Source organism: uncultured Erythrobacter sp., from assembly GCF_947499705.1.
In the GTDB taxonomy this organism is placed as follows: Bacteria; Pseudomonadota; Alphaproteobacteria; order Sphingomonadales; family Sphingomonadaceae; genus Erythrobacter.
Map to the genome: position 1 here is coordinate 792,640 of NZ_CANMPJ010000002.1, position 25,305 is coordinate 817,944.

Sequence of the window (25,305 nt, forward strand, 5' to 3'; positions counted from 1 at the left end):
TGGCTCCTATTCCGCCGGCTCAGGCTGAGGTTGGTTGATGATCGGTCGGTCTGCCGCTTCGTTATGCGAAGTATCGGCCAGGGCGGCCTCATCGCGCAGACGCCCGTTGATCGTCATCCAGATGTTGTAGGTCATGATCAGTGCGCCGGTGAGGTAGAGCGCTCCGCCAAAGGCGCGCATCCAGTACATCGGCTTCAGCGCGACGACGGTGTCGATGAAGCTGTTCACGAGGAAACCAGTCTGCGGGTTCACTTCGCGCCACATCAGGCCCTGAGTAATCCCGGCGACCCACATGCTGGCGGCGTAGAAAACGATGCCGAGCGTCGCGAGCCAGAAGTGCCAATTGATCATCCGCAGCGAATACAATCGCTCGCGCTTCCAAAGTTTGGGCACGAGGAAGTAAACGCAGGCAAAGGTGATCATGCCGTTCCATCCGAGCGCGCCGGAATGGACGTGACCGATGGTCCAATCGGTGTAGTGCGACAGGCTGTTCACCGCCTTGATCGACAACATCGGACCTTCGAATGTGCTCATGCCGTAGAAGGCGAGCGCGAGCACCATCATGCGGATGATCGGATCGGTGCGAACCTTGTCCCACGCGCCGTTCAGCGTCATCAACCCGTTGATCATGCCGCCCCAGCTGGGCATCCACAGCATGATCGAAAACACCATGCCGAGGGTCTGCGCCCAATCGGGCAGAGCGGTGTAGTGGAGGTGGTGCGGGCCGGCCCAGATGTAGAGGAAGATCAGCGACCAGAAGTGGATGATCGACAGCCGGTACGAATAGACCGGGCGATTGGCCTGCTTCGGCACGAAGTAATACATCATCGCCAGAAAGCCTGCGGTGAGGAAGAACCCGACCGCGTTGTGGCCGTACCACCACTGGGTCAGCGCATCCTGCACCCCGGCAAAGGCGGAGTAACTGCGCGCGCCGAGGAAGCTGACCGGCACCGCAAGATTGTTCACCACATGCAGCATGGCCACTGTGACGATGAAGGCGAGGTAGAACCAGTTGGCGACATAGATGTGCGGTTCATGGCGGCGCAGCAGCGTGCCGACGAACACTGCGAGATAGGCAACCCAGACGACGGTCAGCCACAGGTCGACATACCATTCCGGCTCGGCATATTCCTTCGACTGAGTGATGCCGAGCAGATAGCCAGTGGCAGCCAGCACGATGAACAGTTGGTAGCCCCAGAACACAAACCGCGCGAGCGACGGAAAGGCCAAAGTGGTGCGGCACGTGCGCTGCACGACGTAGAAACTGGTCGCGATCAAAGCATTGCCGCCGAACGCGAAAATCACCGCCGAAGTGTGCAGCGGACGGACGCGGCCGAAATTGAAGTAGGGCTCGATATTGAGCGCCGGAAATGCCATTTGCAGCGCGATGAACACGCCCGCGAGTAGACCCGCGATGCCCCAGAACATCGTCGCGATGATGCCCCAACGGATGACTTCATCGTCATATTTCGATGGGTCGGTCGGCATCTTGAAGATGCCCTGCGCCTTGGCCAACGGGTCATAACTCGTCAGCGTCACCACCATGACCAGCACTGCGACCAGCGCGATGATGCCCATATGGATCGCGAAACCGCTGTCCTGAGCGCCCGCGATTGCGGCAATGCAGGCAAGCAGGACCAAGGCCCAGATGCCAAACCGTCCAAGTACACCTTCCATGTCGATTATCCCTTTTGTCCCGTGCGGGGCCTGACTTGAGGCCTAGCGCGGGGCGATTTTGCGGTATTTGATCTGGATCAAGTTTGCGGAGGTTTTTCCTGCGGCGCGGCGTTTCCGGCTTCTGCTGCGAGCGCCGCGATGTCTTTGAGGCGCACGATCGACCGCCCCTCGGTCTCGACCAACCCAGCTTCGCGCAGTTCGGTGAACTGGCGGCTGACAGTCTCGATCTTCAGGCCCAGACTGTCGCCAATGTCGCGGCGGCTCATCGGGAGTGACAGTTCGCACACGCCGCAGGTGCAGCCGCACATCCGCTCAGCCATCGAAACGAGGAAGTCCGCGATCCGCTGACGCGCGGATTTGTGCCCCAGCTGCATCATCTTGGTGCGGCTGCGATGAAGCGCCTGCAGAGACCGGGTCAGCACCGAGCGCAGCACGATCGGATCGTCTTGCGCAACATCGAGGAACTGGTTCGAGGGGAAGATGACGAGCTCAAGATCGCTCAATGCGACCAGGCGAAAATCAGCATCGGCCTGGCGCAAGACCGAGACGATATCGTCAGCGAAATGGAAGGCGAGCACATGGTTGTTTGTGTGCGCTTCGCAGGTGTTGGTGGCCGTTACGCCGGTCGACTGTGCAACCAGCTTGGCGCAGCCTCTGGCAACATAGACGAGCCTGTCCTCCGATTGATTGCCCGGAAGCTCGCGGCCACGCTCAAGCGCGCGGTATCGCCCTACCGCGCACAGGCGCTCGGCTGTGTCCTCGGGACCATTGCCGAACGGCACGGCGGCTCGGAACGAGGCCATGCTCGCTAGCTCAGGAGATTGGCTGAGTGTTGCCATAATGGAATAAGGAAGTGCTGCATCATCGCAGCCGCGTCTTTGATCCGGATCAATGAAGCGCGATTATTTTCCAGGCTATTCGACCTCTCGAAGCAGCAACAACCCTGGGCCGCGACGGGCGGCCACTGCTGCTCATTGGGATGAAAAATGAAAACTCTGCTTGTGATGACGAGTGCCGCACTCGCACTCGCTGCAACCCCCGCCATGGCTCAGGATCGCGCCGGCGATGTTCAGTTCAAAGTGCTCGCAACCGGCGTCTTGCCCGATGGCGAAATCGATCAGGTCAATGTCGATGTCGTAGGCCTGCCCGTTGATCTCGACACCAAGGCCAACGACAATTTCGTGCCCACAATCGCGGTCGAGTATTTCGTGACCGACAATTTCTCGATTGAGACGATTGCAGGCACCACGCAGCACGATGTCGATGCAATTGCTGGTTTGCCCGATGGGACCGAGCTTGTGTCAGACGGGCTTTTGCTACCCGCGACTGTCACGGCGAAGGCGCATTTCGATGTAGGCGGCGTCAAGCCTTATGTCGGTGCGGGAGCTGCCTATTTCATCTGGCTTGACGTCGATGATACGGCTGCTGGAACGGTCGCGCTCGGTGTTACCAACACGACCCTTTCCGACGAGTTCGGATTTGTCTTTCAGGCCGGTGTCGATGTTCCCGTCGGGGATGATGGCTTCGGCGTCAGTCTCGATGCAAAGCGCTACTTCATCGGCACCACCGCGCGGTGGTTCGTTGGTGAGACGCTTGTGATCGAGAATGATCACAACCTTGATCCTTGGGTGCTGAGCGCAGGGGTGAGCTATCGATTTTGAGTAAAGGACCGGAGCTGCTTGGGTTCGCTTACCCGAGCAGCCGCCCGGCCACCGCGTCCAGCTTTGCCACCATATCCGGATCGTGCTCGTCGGGCGCGGTGATCACTGCGTCGTCCAGCGCGGTATCGATGGGGCAAGCGGGGCGTTTCTTGGGAAGGGCTTCGATGAAGTTTTTCACCATGGTTCGCGCCAGTTCGCCGTTGCTTTCCATCTGCGCGATTACTTGCGCGACATCGACCGCTTCGCCGTCCCGCCAGCAATCGTAGTCGGTGACCATGCCGACCAGTGCGTATGGCAGCTCGGCCTCGCGCGCGAGCTTGGCTTCGGGCATCGCGGTCATGCCGATAATGTCGGCGCCCCACGCCCGGTACAACCGGCTTTCGGCGCGGGTTGAGAACTGCGGGCCTTCCATTGCGAGATAGGTCGCGCCAGTGGCGACTTTGCCCCTGGCCTTGGAAATCGCCTTGCCCGCCATTTCGGAGAGGCGCGGGCAGACCGGATCGGCCATCGAGACATGGGTGACGAAACCGCTGCCGAAAAAGGTGCTTTCGCGGCCCTTGGTGTTGTCGATGAATTGTTCGACGACTGCGAAGCGGCCTGGCTCGATTTCCTCGCGCAGTGATCCGACCGCCGAAATCGCCAGAATGTCCGTGCAGCCCGCGCGTTTTAGCGCATCGATATTTGCGCGGGAATTCAGCTCGCTTGGCGAGACCGGATGGCCGCGACCGTGGCGCGGCAGAAACCGCACTTTCACATCCCCGATGCGTCCACACAGGATGTCATCGGACGGCTCGCCCCACGGCGTCTCGATCGCAAGCCATTGCTCATCCTCAATGCCCTCCATGGCATAGAGGCCCGATCCCCCGATGATCCCGATGCACCATTCGCTGGCCATATTCGTAGAGTTCCCCTTCGCCCTGTGGCGGTGAACAATCGCTTAGATGAAGGGGCCTTAAGTCAGGTTAAAGCGCTCGGGCAAGGCCTTACGGATAAAGCCATCGGCCTTGGCGAACGGCCCGGCGATGGACGGACGGGCCTGCATCCGCTCGAAATGCGCGGCGAGGCGCGGGTAATTGTCGAGCGGCGTTTCCGCGACCAGTGATATCTGCATCAGCACACAGGCGACCGAAATGTCGGCAATCGACAGCGTTTCGCCTGCATAGAATTCGCCATCACCCAGCGCAGTATCGAGGTAAGACAGGATCGCTGGCATCTGCTCGGCCCACGTGGTGCGAGCCTTTTCGACGTCCGGTTCCTTGCCCTGATTGATCGCAAAGAAAATCGGGCGGAAAATACCAAGGCCGCCCGTCGCGGCGAGACTGGTGTCGGCATATTCTTCGATAAAGATCGCCTTGCCCTGGGCGAAAGCATCTTCAGGATATAGCGCGGGTGAGGGGTGTTTCTTCTCGATCATGGCGCAGATCGCGCTGGAATCGGGAAGCGTGCCTTCAACGCCCTCGGTCGCGATCGAGCGATCGCGCAGCACCGGAATGCGTTTCATGGGTGAAATATCGGTGAACCATTGCGGCGGATCGAACACATTGACCGGCTCGATTTCAAACGGGACTTCCTTTTCGATGCAAACCGCGGCGACTTTGCGCACGAAGGGCGAAACGGGGCTTCCATAGATCACGAAATCAGGTTGGGTGTCGGGCATTTCGGGTCTCCTCTTGCGGCTCTCAATACGCCGCCGGTTGCATAGCGCAACTGATAGGCGATACGGCTCGGCGCAGCGGGTACAGCATCATCGCTATTCACGATTGATTTTTGCGCGTGAAGGTCCACCTTCCAGCAGAGAGAAATCCCCGCAGAGATTCGAGAGAGGAACTATCATGGTCACCCAGTACAAGAACCTGATCAACGGCGAGATGGTCGACACCGGCGAATGGCTCGACGTGGTCAATCCCGCGACCGAAGAAGTGATCGGACAGGTCCCCGCTTGCGGTCAGGGCGAGTTGGACAGCGCCGTCGCCGCAGCGCGCGCTGCCTTCAAGACCTGGAAGAAAACGCCGATTGAAGAACGCCGTGCGGCGATCATGGCGATCTCTGGCGCGATCAAGGAAAACGCCGATGAGCTGTTCCGCCTGCTGACCAGCGAGCAGGGCAAGCCGCATGATCAAGCCAAGGGCGAGATTTACGGCGCAGCCGGTATTTCGGCAGCGCAATCGACGCTTGAGCTTGAAGAGGAGATCATCGAGGATTCCGACACGCGCCTGCACCGTCACCGCCGTGTGCCGGTTGGCGTGGTTGGCGGCATCGTGCCGTGGAATTTCCCGGTTATGATGGCGATCCAGAAGATCGTTCCTGCGATGCTTTCAGGCTGCACGATCATCCTCAAGCCGTCGCCCTTCACACCGCTCACAACTCTGCGCATTGCTGAGCTGATCGCGGACAAGGTGCCTGCTGGCGTCGTCAACATCATTACCGGCGAAGACGATCTTGGCCCGATGATCACCGCGCACCCGGATATCGACAAGATCACTTTCACCGGCTCGACCGCGACCGGCAAGAAGATCATGGAAGGCGCAAGTGGCGATCTTAAACGGATCACGCTGGAACTCGGCGGCAACGACGCATCCATCGTGATGCCCGATGCCGATCCAAAGAAGGTCGCCGAGCAGCTGTTCTGGTCGAGCTTTTCCAATGCAGGGCAAATCTGCATCGCTGCCAAGCGCATCTATATCCACGAGGATATTTATGATGAGCTGTCACAGGCAATCGCGGACTACGCCAAGAATGTTGTCGTCGGTGACGGTGCCGAGCAAGGGACCGGTGTCGGCCCGATCCAGAACAAGAAGCAATATGACCGCGTGCTTGAGCTGATCGAAGACGCCAAGGACAATGGCTACAAGTTCCTGCTGGGCGGTGACAAAGACCCGTCCGGAACCGGCTATTTCGTGCCGCTGACCATCCTCGACAACCCGCCAGAAGACGCGCGGATTGTTGCTGAAGAGCAGTTCGGCCCGGTCATGCCGCTGATGAAATTCTCGAGCGAAGAGGAAGTCATTCAGCGTGCCAACAACTCAGAATACGGACTTGCTGGAGCGGTTTGGACTGCCGATCCCGACAAGGGCGTCGAAATTGCAGAGCAGCTCGAAACCGGTACCGTGTGGGTCAACGAGTTCCTCCACCTGTCACCCTTCGCGCCATTTGGCGGGCACAAGCAGTCCGGCTTTGGCGCTGAATATGGCAAGGAGGGGTTGAAAGAATTCACCTATCCGCAAGTCATCACTGTTAAGAAGGACAATGTCCCGGCATAAAAGCTGGGGAGTTATCCAGTCGCAGGGAGGACATTATGGACAGGAATGACGGCACGACTTCGCGGCGCGAATTCGTCGCGATGGCGACGCTTTTGGGCGGGGTAAGCATCGCGGCACCTGCCGGTGCGCAGAGCCTCGGCAACATCATGAATTCGGCCAAGAAAGTCGCCAAGGCGGCTTCGTATTCGGACGAAGAGATGAAGGTGTTTTTCGACCAGATGTCGGAAGACATGGATGGCAAGAACCCGGTCGCCGGACCCGACGATCCCTATGGTCAGCGTCTCGCTGCGCTTTCGCAGGGGCTCGAATCCCATGACGGGCTCGATCTCGACATCAAGGCGTATCTGGTGCGCGACGTGAACGCGTTTGCGATGGCCAATGGAACCATCCGTATCTTTGCCGGGCTGATGGACGAGTTCAACGATGACGAAGTGCGCTACGTCATCGGCCACGAAATCGGTCACGTGCAACGCAAGCACACCAAGAAGCGTATGCAGGGCGCGTTGCAGCGCGATGCTGCCCTTAGCGTCGCAGGCACTGCCAGCAGCGGTGTGCGCCGCATCTCCAATTCGGAGTTGGGCCGATTCTTCGGCGATGTTGTGAGCGCGCAGCATTCACAGAAGCATGAGAAGGAGGCCGACGACTACGCCTTCGCCTTCATGCAGCAGAAGGGCTACAACGCAGAGGCCTGCGCGACCGCTCTCGAGAAGCTCGACGCGATGAGCGGCGGCAGTAGCGGCGGTCTGGAGTGGACCAAGACCCACCCTAGCCCGAAGAGCCGCGCCAAGCGGATGCGCAAGAAGCTCAAATAATCAGCGCAAATTTTACAGGCGGCCGCTCGGAGCGATCCGGGCGGCTGTTTGTTTTGGGGTAACTTACTCCCCCGCCGCTTTCGAATACATTTCCAGTCCGGCTGCCCAGCGACGCTGGAATCCGCGCCAATGTTCTGGCTCGCTATCGCCTGCGAACTTGCCGTTGAGCTGTTCGCCGAAACTGGTTTCCCACGTTCCAGCATTCGCGTCGACTGTGGGCACATCGAGATAGCCGGCCTTGTCCTCATCGCCCTTGAGGTGGAGATCGAGGAAGGCGGTGACGAAATGCTGGTTGATTCCGTTGATCCGACCCTGCCGCCATACGGGTTCTTTCAGGAACTCGGCGGTGCGAAATGGCGCGTCTTCGGGCAGATCGAACGCGTTGCCGACAATGTTGTGCCGTGCCTCGCGGAACACCAGCATGTGGCGGTTGGTGCCGGTAAGCTGGTCGAACACCCAGCTCACGCCTTCGGCATGGTTGGAGACATCGTCCTGACTGCCCGACACGACCAGAACCGGCGCGGTCATCTTGCTCAGCGTTTCGCTGCTCCACACCCGGTTATCGGGCTGCCCACCCCAAGGCGCGAAGGCGATCACGGCGCCGACTCCCACATCTTCGCTGCCTGCTGCGCGAAGCTGATCGAGTGCGTCGCTCGGGACGGTCGCGAAGGTCTCGCTATCGTAATCGTAGTCCCCGCCCGCGGTGGCGAGCGCGCCATAGCCGCCCATTGAATAGCCGATGACTGCGACCTGCTCGGGGTCGATGAGGGCATTGAACCCTTCCGCGTCAGGCCCGGACGCCGCCTGCAATTGTTCCAAAACCTGTCGCTGATCGAGCGAGCGGCTGACGAGAACGCGGCTGAACGAAAGCAGGAAATCGCTCGTCGCCTCGATGGTCATATCGGCATGGTCAATCGAAGCCACTACGTAACCGTGAGACGCGATATGCTCGGCGAGATTGCTGAACTGCGTATTCCAGCCGTTGAAGCCATGGCTCATGATGACAAGCGGCAGTTTGCCCCCTACCTGCTCCGTTCCCATCGCAGGTGCATCCGCATGCGCGCGCCCGGCGAATTCCAGCGTCACAGGCTCCATCGCCGGCGGGTTCATCGTGTGGCTGTAGGTGATCTGAGGTGCGACCGATCGCGCCTCTGCCGGGTAATAGACCCGCACCTGCAATTCGCGCGTCTCGGGCTCGGTCGCGCCGGTCGCCATGCCAAGCGTGCCGAAGGTCAACCGGCCCGGCATAGACAAAGTCAGCTCCTGCGTGCCGACCGAGTATTCGCCGAAGCGGCCCAGCTCAGGGGTTTCGCCCGGTGCGCCTTCGTGGATCGTCGGCGTCGCGACATAGGCGGCGGTCCCGGCTCCGATGCCGATGATGCCCAATGCGGCGAGGGCGATATGGCGTTTCTTCATTTCCATTCCCGTTTCGAAACTGACATTTGTTGGCTTGCCCAATGGCAGCGTTCCGGGGCACTCATGCCAGCGAATAGGGAGAGAAGAAAGCGATGGCGGCTACGCCTGAGGAATTGATGGTGGGATTGGCGCGGGCTTGCGCACGAGCTGGGCTGGGTGCGCCCGAGGGCTTGCAGCGGCTGACTGGCGGCGCGACGATGGAAAGCTGGCGGTTTGCGTGCGGCGGGGATGACTTCGTGCTGCGCCGGGCGCCCAGCCTCGAATTTATGGAAGACCGCCCCTACGGCCACGATGTCGAAGCGGCGGTGATCCGCGCGGCGAAGGCGGCAGAGGTGACTGCGCCGGAGGTGATGGTCGAGCTGGAACCGGAAGACGGCATCAGTTCCGGCTTCGTCATGCGGGCTTTGCCGGGGACGCCGAGCCCCAAGGAAATCCTGCAATTCGACGAGGCCGATGCGCTGCTGAAAGATGCGGCGCGTGATTTGGCACGGATACACTCGATCAAGTCGGGCGACGTACCGGACGCGGTGCCGGTGATGGATTACCGACAGGCCATCGCCGATCTGAAACAGCAATTCATGGACGCGGGTGGCGACCGCCCTATCATCGCGCTTGGCCTCAAATGGATGGAGGACAATTGCCCCGATCCGGTCGAGCCTGTGCTGATCCACGGCGATTATCGGATGGGCAACCTGTTGGCTGAGCCGGGCAAGCTCACGGGCGTGCTCGACTGGGAACTCGCGCATTTCGGTGATCGACACGAGGATCTGGCGTTCGGCTGCATGGCAGTATGGCGCTTCGCGCGGTACGACCGGCCGGCGCTGGGGCTTGGGAGCCTTGAGGACTACTTTGCCGCCTACGAGGCCGAGGCGGGCGTCACAGTTGATCGCGAGCGTTTCCGTTATTGGCTGATCCACCGCACCGTGTGGTGGGCGCTCGGTTGCCTCAAGATGGCGCAGCACTGGCGCAGCGGACAAGACCGGATGCTGGAGCGGGTGGTGATCTCAAGGAGGACGAGCGAGCAGGAGTTGGACCTGCTGATGTTGTTGGAAGAGGATGCGCCGGAGGACGCAAGAGAACAGGTGCTCGAATGCCGAAAGTCTCAAGAACGAATCTCTGGTGAAGCTTCGGCAGCCGATATTGCAACTGCGGTTTCGGAATGGCTCGCGACGATCAAAGACAAGATGGAGGGGCACGACCGGTTCCAACTTGCAGTTGCTCGCAACGCACTAAGCATCATCGCGAGGAGCGAAACCTCGATGCACGAGTATCACGCAAGCGCAGATTTCGCCGAGCAAATCCTGTCAGGTGAAGTTTCGCTCGATGATACTGGGCTGCTCTGGGACCTGCGCTCCTCTACGATCGAGAAGGTACGAGAAGACTCGCCCAAATATCCTGCGATTCAAGCTGCCCTGAAGAAGTGGCCGTTGCCGCAATCAGGTTCGGAGAGCTGACCAAATGGACTTAGCCAAGGTTTCACTCCGGCTTTCTGCGACTGCAGTATGCCCGCGCCCGCGCGCCCCATGACGCGGACACTTTGATACGTTTCAAATGATCTGACGAGGACAGCTAAATGGACTTCGCAATTCCCGCCGACCTACAGGCCTATCTTGCCAATCTAGACGCCTTTATCGAGGCCGAGATCAAGCCGCTTGAGGAGCAGAACGACAATATCCGCTTCTTCGACCATCGCCGTGAGCATGCGCGGACCGATTGGGATCGCGGGGGACTGCCGCGTGAGGATTGGGAGGAACTGCTGAAGGTAGCCACCGCTCGGGCCGACAAGGCTGGGCACTGGCGTTTCTCTGCGCCCAAGCAATATGGCGGCAAAGACGGGTCGAACCTCTGGATGGCAGTCATCCGCGAGCATTTTGCGCGCAAAGGGCTCGGCCTGCACAACGACCTCCAGAACGAGCATTCGATCGTCGGCAACTTCCCCTTCGTCGCGATGTTCGATCAATGGGGGACCGAGGAGCAGAAACAGGAATTCATCCTCGGCGGGTTCGAGCGCACCCGCCGCGTCGCCTTTGGTCTGACCGAAGCGCAGCATGGCTCTGACGCGACCCACATGGAAACACACGCCGTGCGAGAAACCCGCGATGGCGTCGATGGCTGGCTGATCAATGGTGAGAAGATGTGGATCACCGGCATGCATGTCGCCACGCACTGCGCGATGTTCGCCCGCACCGCTGGCGAGGCGGGGCAGGCAAGCGGGATCACCTGTTTCCTCGTCCCCAATCCCAATCCCGGCATCGAGATTGAAGAATGGATGTGGACCTTCAATATGCCCACAGATCACCCGCGCCTTTCGGTCAAGGATGTGTGGGTGCCCGACAGCGCGATCCTCGGCGTCGAAGGGCGGGGCCTGGCGCTGGCGCAGAGCTTCGTCCACCAGAACCGTATCCGGCAGGCGGCCTCAAGCTGCGGCGCGGCGATGTTCTGCATCGACGAAAGCGTGAAATACGCCCGGACACGCAAGCCCTTCGGCCAAGAACTGTCGCGCAATCAGGCGATCCAGTTCCCGCTGGTCGAGCTTGCGACGCAAGCCGAAATGCTCCGTCTGCTGATCTTTAAGACCGCGTGGGAGATGGACAACATGCCACATGAGGAGATCGAACGGACGATCTCCGACAAGGTTTCGATGTGCAATTACTGGGCGAACCGGCTGTGCTGCGAGGCGGCGGACCGGGCGATGCAGGTGCATGGCGGCATCGGCTATTCGCGGCACACCCCGTTCGAACATATATATCGCCACCACCGCCGCTATCGGATTACGGAAGGCAGCGAGGAGATTCAGATGCGCAAGGTTGGGGCGTATCTGTTCGGGTATCTGGGGCCGAAGCGGGGGCTGTTTGGGTGAGCACAACTCGGTCGAGATCGGGCTTGCGTAAGGCCGTTCGTTGGTTGGCCAGAGGATTTATTGTGATCCCGCTGTTTCTCAATGTTCTTATGTATCTGAGCGTAGGCCGTGATCACTTGGAATGCCAGAATGGTCGAGACAATGTTATCGTCATGCGAGGCGATTCTTATTGCGTCGGTGACTTCTGGGCATTTATCGATGCAATGACTTGGCCGTGGTTGATCGCCCTAGGAGCATTCTTCTTGGTAAACCGTCTCCGGCCACATTGGCTCGATTGGCTGGATTCTGAAGGCACACAGCCCTAGCAATATCCTTTCGCGTCGCTAGTCTCTCGTTCCAACACAGGGAGAGACTCATGCGCCGCTTTTCGCCGAAACTCGTAAGCACCCTTTTAGCAGGCTCCATGCTCGCGATGCCGTCCATCGCGCTTGCGCAGGACGACACAGACGAGAAGTGGGACGTCGAGGCTCCGCGCGGCGCGACTATCGAGCAGGTCCCGATCCAGACCGACGAAGGCACGTGGATGGATGTCGACGTCGCGCCCGACGGAAACACGCTCGCCTTCACCATGCTTGGCGACATTTACACCCTGCCGATCACCGGCGGCACGCCCACGCGCATTGCCGAGGGGCTGGCTTGGGAAGTGCATCCGCGTTTCTCTCCCGACGGATCACGCATCGCCTTCACTTCGGATCGCGGCGGCGGCGACAATATTTGGGTGATGAACCGCGACGGGTCTGACAAGCGGCAGGTGACGAAGGAAAGCTTCCGCCTGTTGAACCAACCGACATGGTCGCCCGATGGCGAGTTCATTGCGGCCAAGAAGCATTTCACCACCCAACGCTCGCTAGGGACCGGCGAGATCTGGATGTACCATGTCTCCGGCGGGGGCGGTGTGCAGGTGGTCGAGCGCGCGAGCGAGAGCCTGCAAAAGGAGCTGGGCGAACCCGTCTTTTCGCCTGATGGCAGTGCGATCTACTACACCCGCAACACAACCGGCGGGAACCAGTTTATCTATGCGCAGGATTCCAATGCCGGGATCTTTGCGATTGAGAAACACGATCTGGAAACCGGAGAAGTGACCACTGCGGTCGATGGTTATGGCGGCGCGGTGCGTCCTGCGCCATCGCCTGACGGGACCGAGATCGCCTTTGTCCGCCGCGACAAGGATACTTCGCAGCTGTGGATCAAGGAAATCGCCACCGGCAAGGAGCGCATGATCTACGGCGCGCTCGATCTCGATGTGCAGGAGACCTGGGCGGTGACCGGGGTCTATCCGAATATGGACTGGACGCCGGACAGCCGCAGCATCGTGTTCTGGGCGGGTGGTAAGCTCAACCGGGTGGACCGCGATGGAGCAAACCATGCGGTGATCCCGTTTTCGATTAGCGACACCCGAGGCATCGCCGACGCGCCGCATCCGGAGATCGACGTCGCACCGGAACGCTTCGTCACCAACATGCCGAAATTCGCTATGCTTGCGCCTGATGGCAGCCGGGTCGTGTTCGAAAGCCTTGGTCGGCTACACTTCAGATCGGCACGCGGCCGCGATGCGCCGCGCCCATTGACCGCCGCTGGTGATACGGTTCAAGCGTTCCCGGCGTTCAGCCGCGATGGCTCGCAATTGGCGTGGGTCGAATGGTCCGACGATGCGTTGGGCCGGATCGTGGTCGCCGATGCCAATGGCGCCAATGCACGCGCGGTATCATCACAGCCGGGCCATTACGCCAACCTGGCCTTCTCGCCCGACGGCTCGATGATCGCTTTTGAAAAGCGCTCCGGCGGCTATCTGACCTCGCCCGAATACTCGGAAAACACCGGCATCTACGTGATGCCGACACGCGGCGGTGCAGCCACTCGGGTCAGCCGCAGCGGCGGCAACCCGCAATTCGGTGCCGATGGCGACCGGCTGTTCATGACCATGAATGAAGGCGGCAAGCTGGCGCTGGTTTCAAGCGATCTCGGCGGCGAGGCCAAGCGCACCCATGCGAGCGGCGAACTCGCCAACGATTTCCGCGTGTCGCCCGATGGCAAGACTGTCGCTTTCCGTCAGAACTACGAAGTGTTTGCCATGCCGCTGCTGCCCGGCGGCAAGCCGGTGAATGTCAGCGAAAAGGGCGGATCGCTGCCGGTGACTAAGGTTTCGGTCGGCGGTGCGGATTATCTCGGCTGGGCCAATGGCGGACGGACCTTGTTCTGGTCCATCGGCCCGAAATTGCAGACCGCTGATGTCGCAGGCTTCTTCCGCAACGCGCCCAAGGGTGAGGATGACGAGGGCGGCTATGAGCCACCCGAAGGCGGTATCTCACTGGCGATGACGGTGCGTGCGGACAAGCCGACCGGAACCATCGCAATCACCGGCGCGCGCATTCTGACAATGGCGGCGGGACTCGACCAGCAGGATGCTGGCGTAATCGAAAATGGCGTGATCGTGATCGAAGGCGACAGGATTGCCGCAATCGGTCCAGCAGGTGAAGTCAGTGTGCCGAGCGGCGCCACAACCATCGACGCCAGCGGCAAGACAATCATGCCCGGCATCGTCGATGCGCACGCCCACGGCCCGCAAGGGACGGGCGACTTGATCCCGCAACAGAACTGGCGGCTAATTCAGGACCTCGCGATGGGCGTGACGACGATCCACGATCCGTCGAGCCGCGCGAGCCTGATCTTCGCAGCCGCCGAGCGCCAGCAGGCGGGCAAGCTGCTCGCCCCGCGCATCTTCTCGACTGGGGAGATCATCTACGGCGCCAAGGCACCGAGCGTCTATGCGCGGATCGATAGCTACGACGATGCGCTTGCCCATGTCCGCCGGATCAAGGCGCAGGGCGGCATCTCGGTGAAGAACTACAACCAGCCCCGGCGCGAACAACGCCAGATGGTCGCGCGCGCGGCTGCCGAGGAGAATATGCTGGTTGTGGCCGAGGGGGGATCGCTTTTCGGGATGGACATGAACCTGATCGCGGATGGCAATTCGACCATTGAGCACAATGTGCCGGGCGATGTGTTCTACGAAGATGTGCTGCAATTCTTCAGCCAGTCTAACTCAAACTACACGCCGACACTCAACGTCACCTATGGCGGGCTCGCAGGCGATCCATACTGGCGGCAGGCGACCGACGTGTTCGATCACCCGCTGATGATCCACACCCCGCCCAAGGTGCTGCTCGCCAGTACGGCTCGGCGCACCAAGGCTCCCGATTGGGCGTTCGTCGATGACAATGCCGCACGCGAAGCCAAGAAGTTCGCTGACCGCGGCGTGAAGGTCTCCATCGGCGCGCATGGCCAGCAGGCAGGCGTCGATGCGCATTGGGAAATCTGGAGCTTCGCACGCGGCGGGATGAGCCCGGTCGAAGCGCTCAAGACGGCAACGATCTGGCCAGCGGAATCGCTTGGCATGGCAAAGGATGTCGGCAGTCTCGAAGTCGGTAAGCTAGCTGATCTGGTGGTACTGAATGCCGATCCAAGCGCGAACATCCGCGATACCGACAAGATCGACCGCGTGATGCTCGGCGGGCGGCTTTACGATGCCAAGACCATGAACGAGGTTGAGACCGGCGATGCCGAGCGGTTGCCCTATTGGTGGGAGGCCAATGGCGGGAACGGCGCGGTCGGATCCGAAGCGGCTGCCCATGCGGACGGCGCAGGCCATTCCGACGGGGGCAGCCAATAACGGTTAGGCTTCTTCCGCCTCCATCAGCGCGCGCAGGTCTTTCAGGGCTTTGGCGCGTAGCTGATGGACACGCGGGACGCTGACTTCGAGCACGGCGGCGATCTCGGTCAGGTTCATTTCCTCGACGAAGAACAGTTGCAGCACCAGTTTCAACCGGTCGGGCAGCTCGGTCATCGCGCGGATCAACCGCTCGCGGTCTTCCATGTCGGATAGGACCGCGAAGGGGTCCGGCTCTTCTGCGGCGAAGGCGGTGTTGGAATCGTCATACTCATCGCTGATCGAGGAGATCGTGACGCCCGACGCTTCGATTTCTAGCAGCTCGCCATCGCTGATCCCCATCACCTTGGCGATTTCCGCTCGGCTGGGTTCGTGGCCGGTCTGCTGGCGCAAACTGTCGAGTGTCCGCTGATAGGCAGCGCGTCGTTTTCTGGCGGTGCGCGTGTCATTGAGCAATTTGCGGATCTGATCGAGCATCGCCCCGCGCACGCGGATCTTGGCATAGGCGGCGAAACCGTCCTCTCCCGGACCATTGTGCTTTTGCGCGCATTCGGTCAGCGCCACGACGCCTGCCTGGATCAGGTCTTCGACTTCGAGTCCTTCGCGGCCCATGCCATAGACATGCCACGCGGCGCGGCGGACCATCGGCAGGAACCGGCGGACGCGGTCCTCCACCTCGGCGTGCGAGGCGTTGCTGTAAGCGACGGGATTCGCGCCCGCAAAGCTGGTTGGATCGTGTTTCATGCCGCCATTTCTCCCTCAAGGGGCGGTGTGATTGTCTCGGGCGCCGGTTTTAGAGCTGGATCTTCCGCGCCGATTACGCCGACCACTTCGACAGCCTGCGTCGCGGGCAATTCGTTGATCGACAGGACAAGGCAGCGGCTGGCGCGTTGGCGGAGGAAATTGGTCAGCGATCGGCGCGCGGGCGGCTGCACGATCAAGGCAATCGGGGCATCCGCCTCCGCGATGAATTCGTTGATCTTGCGCGCAATCATCGCTCCGCAATCAGGTTCGATCAGCGGTTGCCCAGTGCCCGGATCAGCCATGCCGCCAAGGATCGAGGCTTCGAGGCCCGCGTCGAGCGTAGCGACTTTGAGCGACTCGCCGGATGAGCAGACCCGCGCGACGAGCTTTGCGCCCAGATCGGTGCGGATGGCGTCTATCAGCGCATCAAAGTCCTGCGTCTTCTGGAGCGCCAGAGCGAGGCTGGTGAAGATCGGTTGCGGGTGAGACAGGCCGATCCCGTCGGCGATCAGCGCACGGAAAATGCGCGTCATCGCGGCAAGCGAAAGCGGTTCCGGATGGACGGCTTCGACCAGTGCGGGTGCACGTTCCTTGAGCGCATCGAGCAGGTCGCGAACTTCCTCCGGGCCGAGCAATTGGTCGCTCTGGGCAAGCAAGGCCTGATTGGCGTGGGTGGCGATGACGGTGCTGGGGTCGACCGCCATGAAGCCCTCGGCCACGGCATGATCACGCGCCGCCGGATCGATCCAGATTGCCGGGCAATCGAAGCTTGGGTCGCGGGTCGCTTCGCCCGTCAGGCCGTGTCCAGTCCGCACATCGCCCGCATCGATGGCGAGCAATCTGTTGGGCCGTACCGAGCCGCTGGCGACGGTCACACCGCCCACGAGTACAGAGTAATCCTGCGCGCCGGTATCCAATGAATCCCGGATGCGGAATTGCGGCAGCACGAAACCCAGATCGCGCGAAAGCTGTTTGCGAATGCCGGTGATCCGCGTGAGCAGCGGCGCACCTTTGGCTTTGTCGACCAGATGGACCAGGCCGTAGCCCAGCTCGATTGTCACCAATGTCTGGTCGGACACGTCGGCGAGTTCGATCCGGTCGGGCGGAACTTCCTCTTCCTGCACTTTCTCTTCGACCGGGCGCGCCTTGTGCTGGCGCAGTCCCCACCAGATTGCCCCGGCGATCGCGGCGGCGGGGAAGAAGATCATCTGCGGCATGGCTGGAACCATCCCGATTGCGAGCAAGATCAAGGCGACCGGTAGCCACCCGCGCGGATCGGAGAATTGCCCGCCAATCTGCCCGGTCAGATCGCGCTTGTCCGAAACGCGGGTGACGATAGCTGCGGCGGCGATGGAGAGCAGCAGCGCAGGAACCTGAGCGACCAGCGCGTCGCCTACGGCCAGCGTGATGTAGAGCTCGCCCGCTTCAGCGGCGGAAAGGCCGTGGCTGATCATTCCGAGCGCCAATCCGGCGATGACATTGACTGCCAGGATCAGCAGCGCAGCAATCGCATCGCCCTTCACGAATTTCGACGCACCATCCATCGACCCGTAGAAATCGGCTTCGACTGTCACTTGGGACCGTCGCTCGCGCGCTTCTTCGGCGGTGATCAGGCCTGCGGCGATATCGGCATCGATGGCCATCTGTTTGCCGGGCAAAGCGTCGAGCACGAACCGGGCAGAAACCTCCGACACGCGGCCCGCACCCTTGGTTATGACGATCATGTTGATGATCAGCAGGATCGTGAAGACGAACAGACCGACCGCGAAATTGCCTCCGACCAGAAACTGGCCAAAGCTTTCGATTATCTCCCCCGCCGCGTTGCCGCCTTCATGGCCATTGACCAGCACGACGCGGGTAGAGGCCACATTCAGCGCGAGGCGAAGCAGCGTGGCGAACAGCAGCACCGACGGGAATGCCGAGAAGTCGAGCGGTTGGCGGACATTGAGCGCTACCATCAGAACCGCGACCGTGATCGCGATGTTGAGCACGAAAAATACGTCGAGCATCACGGTCGGGATTGGCAGCACCATCAGCGCGAATAGCGCGAAGATGCCGATTGGCAGAGCCATCGCGGCCGGTACGCCGCGCAGATTGTCGGTCATGGTCGCGGCGCTCATAGTCCGAGCGCTTTCAGCCGGTCATAGGCGCGTTTGACCTGCGCGCTGCCCTCGGAGCTGAGTTGCTGCGTTCCCTCCCCACCCAAAGTGGCTCGCAGCAGGTTCGACATGGAGACCGGACGGGCTGAGGGCGAATTGGCGGTGACCGGCGTCGCTGAAGCCAGTGTGGCGCGGGGTGATATGACCGGGCGATTGAACCCGGTGATAGCTGGCGGATTTCCCGGTTCGAACACCTGTTCGTCGGCGATAATGTAAGGTGACGGAGTGATTGCGGCGACGGTGTAGGGCGAGGGTGCATAGGGGCTTTGCGAATAGCCGCCGAGGCCCGCGCCCGGTCCCGCATCATCTGCACGGGCAAGCGCGCGGCTCATCTTGCCATCGATCACATTCATGACCTCGGCGAGGCTGCGCGGCGCACCGCTGCGTTCGTAGAATATGCCGCGATTGGCGGCCGCCGGGCGGCGGAACAGGTCGGGCGCGCTCTGATTCGGGTCATGCGACAGTTCGGACAGAAACCGTCCCGCGCCGCCCGCACCCAGAAAATGGGCGAGGTAGAGTTCACCGTGATCGGGCTGCCGCCCCAGGATCGGCATCAAATGCGCGCGATTGTCTTCGGCAAGGCCGGCCGCCATCAGCGAAGCTATCTGCGGGTCTTTGCGGAGCGCCAGGATCGCCTGCTTTTGGGCAGGGTCGGCGACGTAGGCGGAGCCGCTGCGCGTTGTGCCAATCTGCGCGGCGACATCGCCCAAGCCAAAACGATCCCCATGCCGCTTCATGGTGTTCAGCCAGGTACTTTCGATGAATTGAAACAGGCCGGTGGCGCTCGATGTGCGGGCCTTGGCTTCGGGGTTCATTGCGGATTCGACTTCGGCCTGGGCGAGCAGGTAATCGAAGTCGACTGAGGTCTGGCGCGCGGCATCGGCGATTGCTCGCTGGACAGGCGGCGCGCCGTCCGCGCGGGCGATCTGGCGCGCGGCACCGGTAATCATCGAACCGGCGACGGGACCATTGGTGATTAGTGGTTGGTTGCTCACTGTCTGCCCATCATCTTGCCTGTTGCATCAAGCGCGCCGCTGACGGGCGCAGTGTCACAAGTTAAGCAATGGGCGTGCCAAACCGTGTTTCGTGGTTAATGGCTGAGATCAGGCCGAGGCGAAATGCGCGGGTGTGTAGGTTGCCGGGGTGCCGCCCAGTGCTTCAAGCCGAGCGGCCACATTGGCAGCGAGCAGGTTGCGCACGCGGCGGTTGACCTCGTTCAATTGCTGCGCGGTTTGCGCGAGAGCGCGGGCCTCTGCACTCAACTCGCCGGGGCCGATTGGCATCAACGCGTCGCACAAGGCTTCCTTTGCATGCGTCGAGCAGGTCAGGGCATCGCTGTCGAGCGAGGCAAGCGCTTGCCGCTCTTCTTCGAGCACGGCAATCATTTGCCGCAGATTGCCGGTTACGTCACCAGGCTGGTTTGTGGTTGCGGCGTTCATTGTGCGAGGCCGAAGCCGACCCGTGCGGCGATCATCGCATCGGCGATCTTGGTCGGGACAAGCGGGTAGCTGCCATCCTGCAAAGCGGCGCGGATCTCTGCCACGCGGTCTGCGTCGACGGGCGGTTCGCCTGCGCTCACAGAAGCGCCGACTTCAATCGAAACGCCGGGCTTATCGCTAGCGTTTTCAGTAGATGTGGTGCGCGATTGGGCGCGCGCATCGAGAGCTGCGCGGTCGCTTTCAGACAGCGATCGCGGGGCGCTCACGCCTTGCAATTTGCTCAGTTCGATAGAGGGCATTGTGCGTCTCCAGTGGATTCCTGAATACCAGAACGGCGCGGTTCGGGTGGGTTTAAGGGGTGCGCGTCAAAAAGATTCAGTTTGCCGGAATTATGGCGAGGCCGGGTCGTTCGATGCGGGCGCGAACCGGGTCGGAGTTGCGCGCACCGCGCGCTGCGACGCGGATGCCGATCCAGTCACCAATTGCGCCGTTTTCCATCGCTTCCCCGGTCTGTTGGACCGAGAAGCCTCGGCCTCTCACAATAACGGTCACCGGGTCGCCGCGTTTAACCACCCGCTGGGGCTGCGCAGACTGAGGCAAGGGACGTGTGGCGATGAAAATACGCCATCCATTTACCGCCGGGCATTCGACGCGCACCGTGCTTTTGGACCGGCCGTGCCATGTCGCCAGCAATGGCTGATCACAGCGAGCCAGCCGCAACCGGCGATCCGCCGGAACGCGTGCTCCGCCGATTTGACCAACACCTGCTCCGGTAAGACTGGCGACGACGCGGTCGATCTCGCCCGGATCGGTATAGCCAGAAGCGACCGGAACGTCCGTTGCCAGCGCGGGCGATACTAAGGGGACGAACATGATGATCGCCATCGGTGTAAAGCCTAATAGGTTCAGAATTGAGCGCATTTTGTGTGCCTCCATCACGCGTTTCGATTGGCACTCACGAAGCAAGCGGCATGCCAAAGCGTGTATGGAGCGTTTGCCGTGCGATCAGATTGTCCGACAATTCGTGCCGACTAGGGGTTGTTCGCAAGGTCGCAGGAAGGCTGTTGGTGAAGTTCAGCCAGTAATCCGGAAGCGTAGAGAACAGAAAATCGGGAACTCTTCGCACCATGCCGTATCCAAGCCTAGTCCGCCGCAAACCTCGCGATAAGAGTGCCGACAGCGCTCCTTCTGAAGCACCGCCAATGGAACCGGCTGGTTCCCGCGCGATGGAAGAGCGTCGCGAGCTGCTGGATCGAATCACCGCCTTTATCGTGAAACACGATCTCGCTGTGACCAGCGCCAATATGGCTGCAGTTTGCGGTGCAATGTCGGGCGCGAATGGCCAGCTTTCCGAAGCTTTTGCCAAGCGCGAGATTGCGGGCGAGCCGATCGATCAACGCTGGCTCGATACGATTTCACGGCTCGATCCGGGCACCAATGACCGGATGAGCGAGCTTGAGAAGTTGATGGACCGCCTTGAATATTCATTGATGCGGTTCACGCAGACGGCGAAGTCGGCGCAGGATGAAACCAGCGACGGGCGCGAGGCACTTGGCGCACAGATCAATGCCATCGCCGACGCAACCAAGTCGATCGAGGATGATGCGGTCGGCGGTGTCGATATGGCCGACGTTATCGAACTATCGCGCGCCATGCTTGCCCGGATTGAGCAGGTCGAAACCGCGATGGAGCGCAGTCAGGCCGAGACACAGGAGCTTCGCTCCAACCTCGCCAAGGCGCGGATCGAAGCGGATGTCGACCACTTGACCAAGCTGCCGAACAGGCGCGCTTTCGAACGGCGTTTCGCCTCGGCTGCCACCGAAGCGCGCGACAAGGGCGAACCGCTCTCGGTCGCGTTTTGCGATGTCGATCACTTCAAGTCAGTCAATGACACGCATGGCCACGATGCGGGCGACCGCATTCTTGTGGCGATTGCGAGCACTCTGAATGAAATCGCGAATGACGAGTGCTTCGTGTCGCGTCATGGCGGCGAGGAATTCGTGTTGCTGTTTTATGGTCTCGACAAGGACGCTGCATGGCGCAAGCTTGATGTCGTCCGGCGGGTCATGGCGCGAAAGATGCTGATGAACCGCGAAACCGGCAAGCCATTCGGCAGGATCACGTTTTCTGGCGGTATCGCCGAAGTGACCGAGGACGCAGACAGCCGCAGCGCTCTGTCACGCGCGGATGCGGCCCTTTACGAAGCAAAGTCGACAGGGCGAAACCAGATCGTCGTTCAGTAAAGGTCGTAACGCGCTATTGCGGCGCGTCATATGCGAGGCTGGCATAGAGGTCTTGGCCCTCGCCAGGCTGAATCACGATCCGGACATTGACACCCGATCCGGTCTTTGCCTGATCGGCAAGTGCCTTTGCGGCGCTCCACACCTGTTGTTCTTCTCCCGCCCCATGTGTTGCGATCACACTTAGCGTCGCGCGCGGATCAATCGATTGCTGCGCCAGCCATTGGCTGATGGTCGGTCCACCGTTCGTTTGTCGGAACAAGGCCTGCGCGGGGGCAATCGTGGTCGAAGAGCGCTCTTCCGCCTGCTCGCTCTCGTTCACAGCTTCGCGGCGAGCATCGCTTGCCGGCGTCTCAGCGTCCTCCTCGCCGGTTTGCTCAGCCAGAGCCGCAATAGTGACGAGGAACAGGATCAGCGACAGGTCCGCCAGGATCAACTGCCAGCCATTGGCATCGCGCAGGGTCATTGCGTGGCTCTTCGCAGCTCTTGGATGTGCGGCACGTGCACGAGCTCTTCATCGCGCAGGTGCGCGCCGAGCCATTCGATCAAGTGCTCTCGCGCTCGCTCTTCTTCCTCGCCCTGGCGTTCGATTGCTCGGGCCAAGGGGATGAAGATCAGGTGTGCGGTCAGCACGCCATACAAGGTCGACAGAACCGCAGTGGCGATCGCCCCCATTGTGCTGCCCACCACGTCGCTCTCGCCGGGCGTCAGCTGCGTGATCGCAAACAGGGTTCCGACAAGGCCGAAGACAGGTGCGAGTTCGCCGGCATATTCGAACGTACGGATGGCGGCGCTGCGAGCCATTTCGCGCGCGGCGCGTTCGGCCCGGCGGACCGTATGCATGGCTTCGATCGAACGATGACGCAGATAGGCGTCGACCACTTTCGCCAGCGAAGGGTCGGGCGGCAGAGACGCTTCTGCACCAAGCGGTCCTTTGGCCTCGATTTCGTGGACGGTGCGGGCGAGAGCGACACGGTTTTCGTCCGCATCGAAGCGGCTTTCTCCGAGCGATCCAAGTGCGCTTGCCGCTTCGCGCATGTCGCTCCAGCCGCAGCGCGCCGCAGTCGCGATCACCGTGCCCGAAAGCACGATGGCCAAAGCGCCCGGATCGAGCATCTGGGCGATAGTGCTGGTCACGGGTGCAATTCCTTAGCTGCGCTTGGTCTCAACTCAGAACGGCGCGCGCGCGATCAGATTAAGTGGGCTGCATCCAATCGGGCAGTGATTTGCATGGTTGCGGCAAGCGCTTGCCGACCGCAGTTCGCTCGGCCCGAATAATATCGAAAATTCATAGCTGTAGCTGCGTTTGGCACGCTTTCTGCAATCTGTTGGCCATTGGTTTCTCACGGCTCGTACGAAAGGCATCGGCCATGAACGAACAGATATTCGGCATCCACGGCGCGGCGCTTGAATTGCGCTCGCAGCGCATGGGCGTGCTGGCATCGAACATCGCGAACGCCGCGACTCCGGGCTACAAAGCGCGCGACATCGATTTCGCCGCGGCGCTTCAATCCAAGCTTGATGGCAGCAGCGCCAATGCCAGCGCCGACGCGCATATGGTCTACAAAATGCCGACCATGCCATCGATGGATGGCAACACGGTTGAGCTGAGCCGCGAACAGATCGCCTTCACCGAAAATGCCGTGGCCTACTCTGCCACGCTCAGCTTCGTGCAGGGCAAGGTCAACACGCTGACACGCGCGCTGAAGGGTGAATGACGATGCCCGGTGATCAGCGCATGACCCTGTTCGGCGTGACCGAACGCGCCATGTCCGCGCAATTGGTGCGGATGAATGCGGCGGCATCGAACCTCGCCAATGCCGGATCGGTGACGACCCGCGAGGAGGATGCGTACCGTCCCCTACGCACCGTGTTTGCGAGCGAGCTCGATGAAGCGTCGGGCCTCGCGACCGTGCGCAGCGAAGGATTGGTGCGCGAACAGACCGCCCCGACCAAACGCTATGACCCCGGCCATCCGCTCGCCGATGCTGATGGTCACGTGTTCGAAGCCCCCGTCGATGAGACCGCCGAAATGGTCGAGATCATGGAGAGCGCGCGGCAGTACCAGAACCTCGTTCAGGCGCTCACCACCGCAAAGCAGCTGATGCTCGAAACTCTCAGGAGCAACTGATTATGGACACCGCCAACACCATCACGACGCCCGGTACGCAGAACGCGATTGATCTGCTGAATGCACCGAGCACGATGAGTTCGCAGAACCAGCTTGCGACGCTGGATCAGACCGACTTCCTGCGGTTGCTGACTACGCAGCTTACCCTGCAAGACCCGCTTGAGCCGACCAGCAACGAAGACATGCTGGCGCAGATGGCGCAATTCTCCTCGCTCCAGGCGCAGACGGATTCGAGCAGTTCGCTAACCGAAATCTCGACCAAGCTCGACGCGTTGATCGAAGCGCAGGAAGCGGCAACTGCTGCATCCACCGCCGCTGCCGAAGCCGCCACCCAGGCGGCCGAAGCGGCCCAAGCCGCGATCACACAAGTCACCTGATCCTACCCTCGAAAGGAACTCTTTCATGACCTCGTTCTACACCTCTCTGAACGGCCTCAAGAACGCCGAAACCGATCTGCGGGTGATCTCGCATAACATCGCCAATGCCGAGACGGCAGGCTTCAAGAAAAGCAACGCGCAGTTCGCCGATATCGTGACCAGCGGATCGAGCAGCGACCCGCGACTGTCGGTCGGAATTGGCGCAACCGTTTCGGCGATCAATCAGGATTTCTCGCTCGGCGCGATCGAGCAAACCGGACGCAGCCTCGACATGTCGATCGATGGTGATGGTTTCTTCACGACCCGCAACACTGAAACCAACGAAGTGTTCTTCACTCGCAACGGCAACATGCAGATCGATAGTGCAGGAAACCTGCAAGACCCCAGCGGGCAGCGTTTGCAGGCTTTTCCGGTCGATGCGACCGGAACGGTGACGAGCACGACACCAGGTGATGCAGTTGTGCCAACCACCAATGCGGCAGGGTCCGACCTTTCTAGCGTGACGATTGAAAGCAACGGGATTGTACTCGCTTCCTATGCCGACGGATCAAGCGACCCGGTTGGTCGGATCGCTTTGGCGACCTTTCCCGCCCCAGACGGGCTTCGCTCAATCGGCCAGACCAAATGGCGCGCAACCGGGATATCCGGCGCTCCGCAGTATGACAGTCCAGCCACCGGCAATCGCGGTCAGATCCTGAGCGGCACTCTAGAGCGTTCGAATGTCGATCTGGCTGAAGAAATGGTCGCTCTGATCACCGCGCAGCGCAATTTCCAGGCGAATGCGCGGGCGATCGATACCTCGACCACAATCTCGCAGACCGTGATCAACCTTCAGCGATAATCGCTGATTAGCGCCGGGGAC

General features: G+C 61.0%; 25 protein-coding genes. 11 read left to right on the plus strand and 14 right to left on the minus strand.

The genetic code is table 11. The features are described from left to right. Positions 1-6: 6 nt before the first annotated feature. Complete coding sequence (gene ccoN, locus Q0837_RS16810; RefSeq protein ID WP_298471390.1) at positions 7-1,677, minus strand: cytochrome-c oxidase, cbb3-type subunit I; 1,671 nt, start codon at positions 1,675-1,677, stop codon at positions 7-9. Positions 1,678-1,754: 77 nt separating this feature from the next. Further along, positions 1,755-2,480 (minus strand): Crp/Fnr family transcriptional regulator, encoded by a 726-nt coding sequence (locus Q0837_RS16815; protein ID WP_298471392.1) that lies wholly within the window; start codon positions 2,478-2,480, stop codon positions 1,755-1,757. 183 nt (positions 2,481-2,663) lie between these two features. Between Q0837_RS16815 and Q0837_RS16820 the strand changes: the two genes are divergently transcribed. After that, positions 2,664-3,338 carry an OmpW family outer membrane protein gene (locus tag Q0837_RS16820; RefSeq protein WP_298471394.1) on the plus strand — a complete coding sequence of 225 codons (675 nt, stop codon included), beginning with the start codon at positions 2,664-2,666 and terminating at the stop codon, positions 3,336-3,338. A 28-nt stretch (positions 3,339-3,366) separates the two neighbouring features. On the opposite strand, the gene mtnP is transcribed toward Q0837_RS16820, so the two are convergent. Continuing rightward, positions 3,367-4,233, minus strand: coding sequence for an S-methyl-5'-thioadenosine phosphorylase (gene mtnP / locus Q0837_RS16825; RefSeq protein ID WP_298471397.1), 867 nt, complete (start codon positions 4,231-4,233; stop codon positions 3,367-3,369). A gap of 57 nt (positions 4,234-4,290) precedes the next feature. Continuing rightward, positions 4,291-4,995: a glutathione S-transferase family protein gene (locus Q0837_RS16830; protein ID WP_298471400.1), complete on the minus strand. Its 705-nt coding sequence runs from the start codon at positions 4,993-4,995 to the stop codon at positions 4,291-4,293. A gap of 175 nt (positions 4,996-5,170) precedes the next feature. Between Q0837_RS16830 and Q0837_RS16835 the strand changes: the two genes are divergently transcribed. Continuing rightward, positions 5,171-6,598, plus strand: a complete 1,428-nt coding sequence (locus Q0837_RS16835; RefSeq protein ID WP_298471402.1) for an aldehyde dehydrogenase family protein — start codon at positions 5,171-5,173, stop codon at positions 6,596-6,598. Positions 6,599-6,633: 35 nt separating this feature from the next. Then, positions 6,634-7,410 carry a M48 family metallopeptidase gene (locus tag Q0837_RS16840; RefSeq protein WP_298471405.1) on the plus strand — a complete coding sequence of 259 codons (777 nt, stop codon included), beginning with the start codon at positions 6,634-6,636 and terminating at the stop codon, positions 7,408-7,410. A 63-nt stretch (positions 7,411-7,473) separates the two neighbouring features. On the opposite strand, the gene Q0837_RS16845 is transcribed toward Q0837_RS16840, so the two are convergent. After that, positions 7,474-8,826, minus strand: coding sequence for a dienelactone hydrolase (locus tag Q0837_RS16845; RefSeq protein ID WP_298471408.1), 1,353 nt, complete (start codon positions 8,824-8,826; stop codon positions 7,474-7,476). A gap of 92 nt (positions 8,827-8,918) precedes the next feature. Between Q0837_RS16845 and Q0837_RS16850 the strand changes: the two genes are divergently transcribed. The 3 genes from Q0837_RS16850 to Q0837_RS16860 all read left to right on the plus strand — a co-directional run bounded on the left by Q0837_RS16850 (position 8,919) and on the right by Q0837_RS16860 (position 15,356). Continuing rightward, the gene (locus tag Q0837_RS16850) at positions 8,919-10,280 is read left to right on the plus strand and encodes a phosphotransferase (protein ID WP_298471411.1); all 1,362 of its coding nucleotides are present in this window, start codon (positions 8,919-8,921) and stop codon (positions 10,278-10,280) included. 119 nt (positions 10,281-10,399) lie between these two features. Further along, entirely contained in the window at positions 10,400-11,686 is a 1,287-nt protein-coding gene (locus tag Q0837_RS16855; protein ID WP_298471414.1) for an acyl-CoA dehydrogenase family protein, read from the plus strand. A 355-nt stretch (positions 11,687-12,041) separates the two neighbouring features. After that, the gene (locus Q0837_RS16860; protein ID WP_298471416.1) at positions 12,042-15,356 is read left to right on the plus strand and encodes an amidohydrolase family protein; all 3,315 of its coding nucleotides are present in this window, start codon (positions 12,042-12,044) and stop codon (positions 15,354-15,356) included. Between the two features lie 3 nt (positions 15,357-15,359). Here Q0837_RS16860 and Q0837_RS16865 read toward each other — a convergent pair whose 3' ends face one another. The 7 genes from Q0837_RS16865 to Q0837_RS16895 form a co-directional block, all read right to left on the minus strand. Then, a complete protein-coding gene (locus Q0837_RS16865) occupies positions 15,360-16,097 on the minus strand; it encodes a sigma-70 family RNA polymerase sigma factor (RefSeq protein ID WP_298471418.1) in 738 nt (245 codons plus the stop codon). After that, positions 16,094-18,217, minus strand: a complete 2,124-nt coding sequence (locus Q0837_RS16870) for a flagellar biosynthesis protein FlhA (RefSeq protein WP_298471420.1) — start codon at positions 18,215-18,217, stop codon at positions 16,094-16,096. Before Q0837_RS16870 ends, Q0837_RS16865 begins: the two co-directional genes overlap by 4 nt. Further along, positions 18,214-19,251, minus strand: coding sequence for a transglycosylase SLT domain-containing protein (locus Q0837_RS16875; protein ID WP_298471422.1), 1,038 nt, complete (start codon positions 19,249-19,251; stop codon positions 18,214-18,216). The genes Q0837_RS16870 and Q0837_RS16875 overlap by 4 nt, the downstream gene beginning before the upstream one ends. A 108-nt stretch (positions 19,252-19,359) precedes the next feature. Further along, positions 19,360-19,695, minus strand: coding sequence for a flagellar protein FlgN (locus Q0837_RS16880; RefSeq protein ID WP_298471424.1), 336 nt, complete (start codon positions 19,693-19,695; stop codon positions 19,360-19,362). Continuing rightward, on the minus strand, positions 19,692-19,994 hold the full coding sequence (gene flgM / locus Q0837_RS16885; RefSeq protein WP_298471426.1) for a flagellar biosynthesis anti-sigma factor FlgM: 303 nt from the start codon (positions 19,992-19,994) through the stop codon (positions 19,692-19,694). The genes Q0837_RS16880 and flgM overlap by 4 nt, the downstream gene beginning before the upstream one ends. A gap of 76 nt (positions 19,995-20,070) precedes the next feature. After that, positions 20,071-20,616 (minus strand): flagella basal body P-ring formation protein FlgA, encoded by a 546-nt coding sequence (locus tag Q0837_RS16890; RefSeq protein ID WP_298471428.1) that lies wholly within the window; start codon positions 20,614-20,616, stop codon positions 20,071-20,073. Positions 20,617-20,650: 34 nt separating this feature from the next. Further along, complete coding sequence (locus tag Q0837_RS16895) at positions 20,651-20,824, minus strand: hypothetical protein (RefSeq protein ID WP_298471430.1); 174 nt, start codon at positions 20,822-20,824, stop codon at positions 20,651-20,653. A 73-nt stretch (positions 20,825-20,897) separates the two neighbouring features. Here Q0837_RS16895 and Q0837_RS16900 point away from each other — a divergent pair, with 73 nt between their 5' ends. Continuing rightward, a complete protein-coding gene (locus Q0837_RS16900) occupies positions 20,898-21,938 on the plus strand; it encodes a GGDEF domain-containing protein (protein ID WP_298471432.1) in 1,041 nt (346 codons plus the stop codon). Positions 21,939-21,951: 13 nt separating this feature from the next. Here the strand turns inward: Q0837_RS16900 and Q0837_RS16905 are convergent, their stop codons facing one another. Together Q0837_RS16905 and Q0837_RS16910 are read right to left on the minus strand one after the other, a co-directional pair. Continuing rightward, on the minus strand, positions 21,952-22,401 hold the full coding sequence (locus Q0837_RS16905; RefSeq protein WP_298471435.1) for a hypothetical protein: 450 nt from the start codon (positions 22,399-22,401) through the stop codon (positions 21,952-21,954). Continuing rightward, complete coding sequence (locus tag Q0837_RS16910) at positions 22,398-23,072, minus strand: MotA/TolQ/ExbB proton channel family protein (RefSeq protein WP_298471438.1); 675 nt, start codon at positions 23,070-23,072, stop codon at positions 22,398-22,400. The genes Q0837_RS16905 and Q0837_RS16910 overlap by 4 nt, the downstream gene beginning before the upstream one ends. A gap of 233 nt (positions 23,073-23,305) precedes the next feature. Here Q0837_RS16910 and flgB point away from each other — a divergent pair, with 233 nt between their 5' ends. From flgB to Q0837_RS16930, 4 genes are read left to right on the plus strand one after another with little or no spacing between them, the layout of a single operon-like run. After that, entirely contained in the window at positions 23,306-23,653 is a 348-nt protein-coding gene (flgB, locus tag Q0837_RS16915; protein ID WP_298471441.1) for a flagellar basal body rod protein FlgB, read from the plus strand. Continuing rightward, positions 23,650-24,066 carry a flagellar basal body rod protein FlgC gene (flgC, locus tag Q0837_RS16920; RefSeq protein ID WP_298471444.1) on the plus strand — a complete coding sequence of 139 codons (417 nt, stop codon included), beginning with the start codon at positions 23,650-23,652 and terminating at the stop codon, positions 24,064-24,066. The genes flgB and flgC overlap by 4 nt, the downstream gene beginning before the upstream one ends. A 2-nt stretch (positions 24,067-24,068) precedes the next feature. Beyond that, entirely contained in the window at positions 24,069-24,443 is a 375-nt protein-coding gene (locus Q0837_RS16925) for a flagellar hook capping FlgD N-terminal domain-containing protein (protein ID WP_298471447.1), read from the plus strand. Positions 24,444-24,468: 25 nt separating this feature from the next. Next, positions 24,469-25,284, plus strand: a complete 816-nt coding sequence (locus Q0837_RS16930; RefSeq protein WP_298471450.1) for a flagellar hook basal-body protein — start codon at positions 24,469-24,471, stop codon at positions 25,282-25,284. The last annotated feature ends 21 nt before the right edge of the window (positions 25,285-25,305 follow it).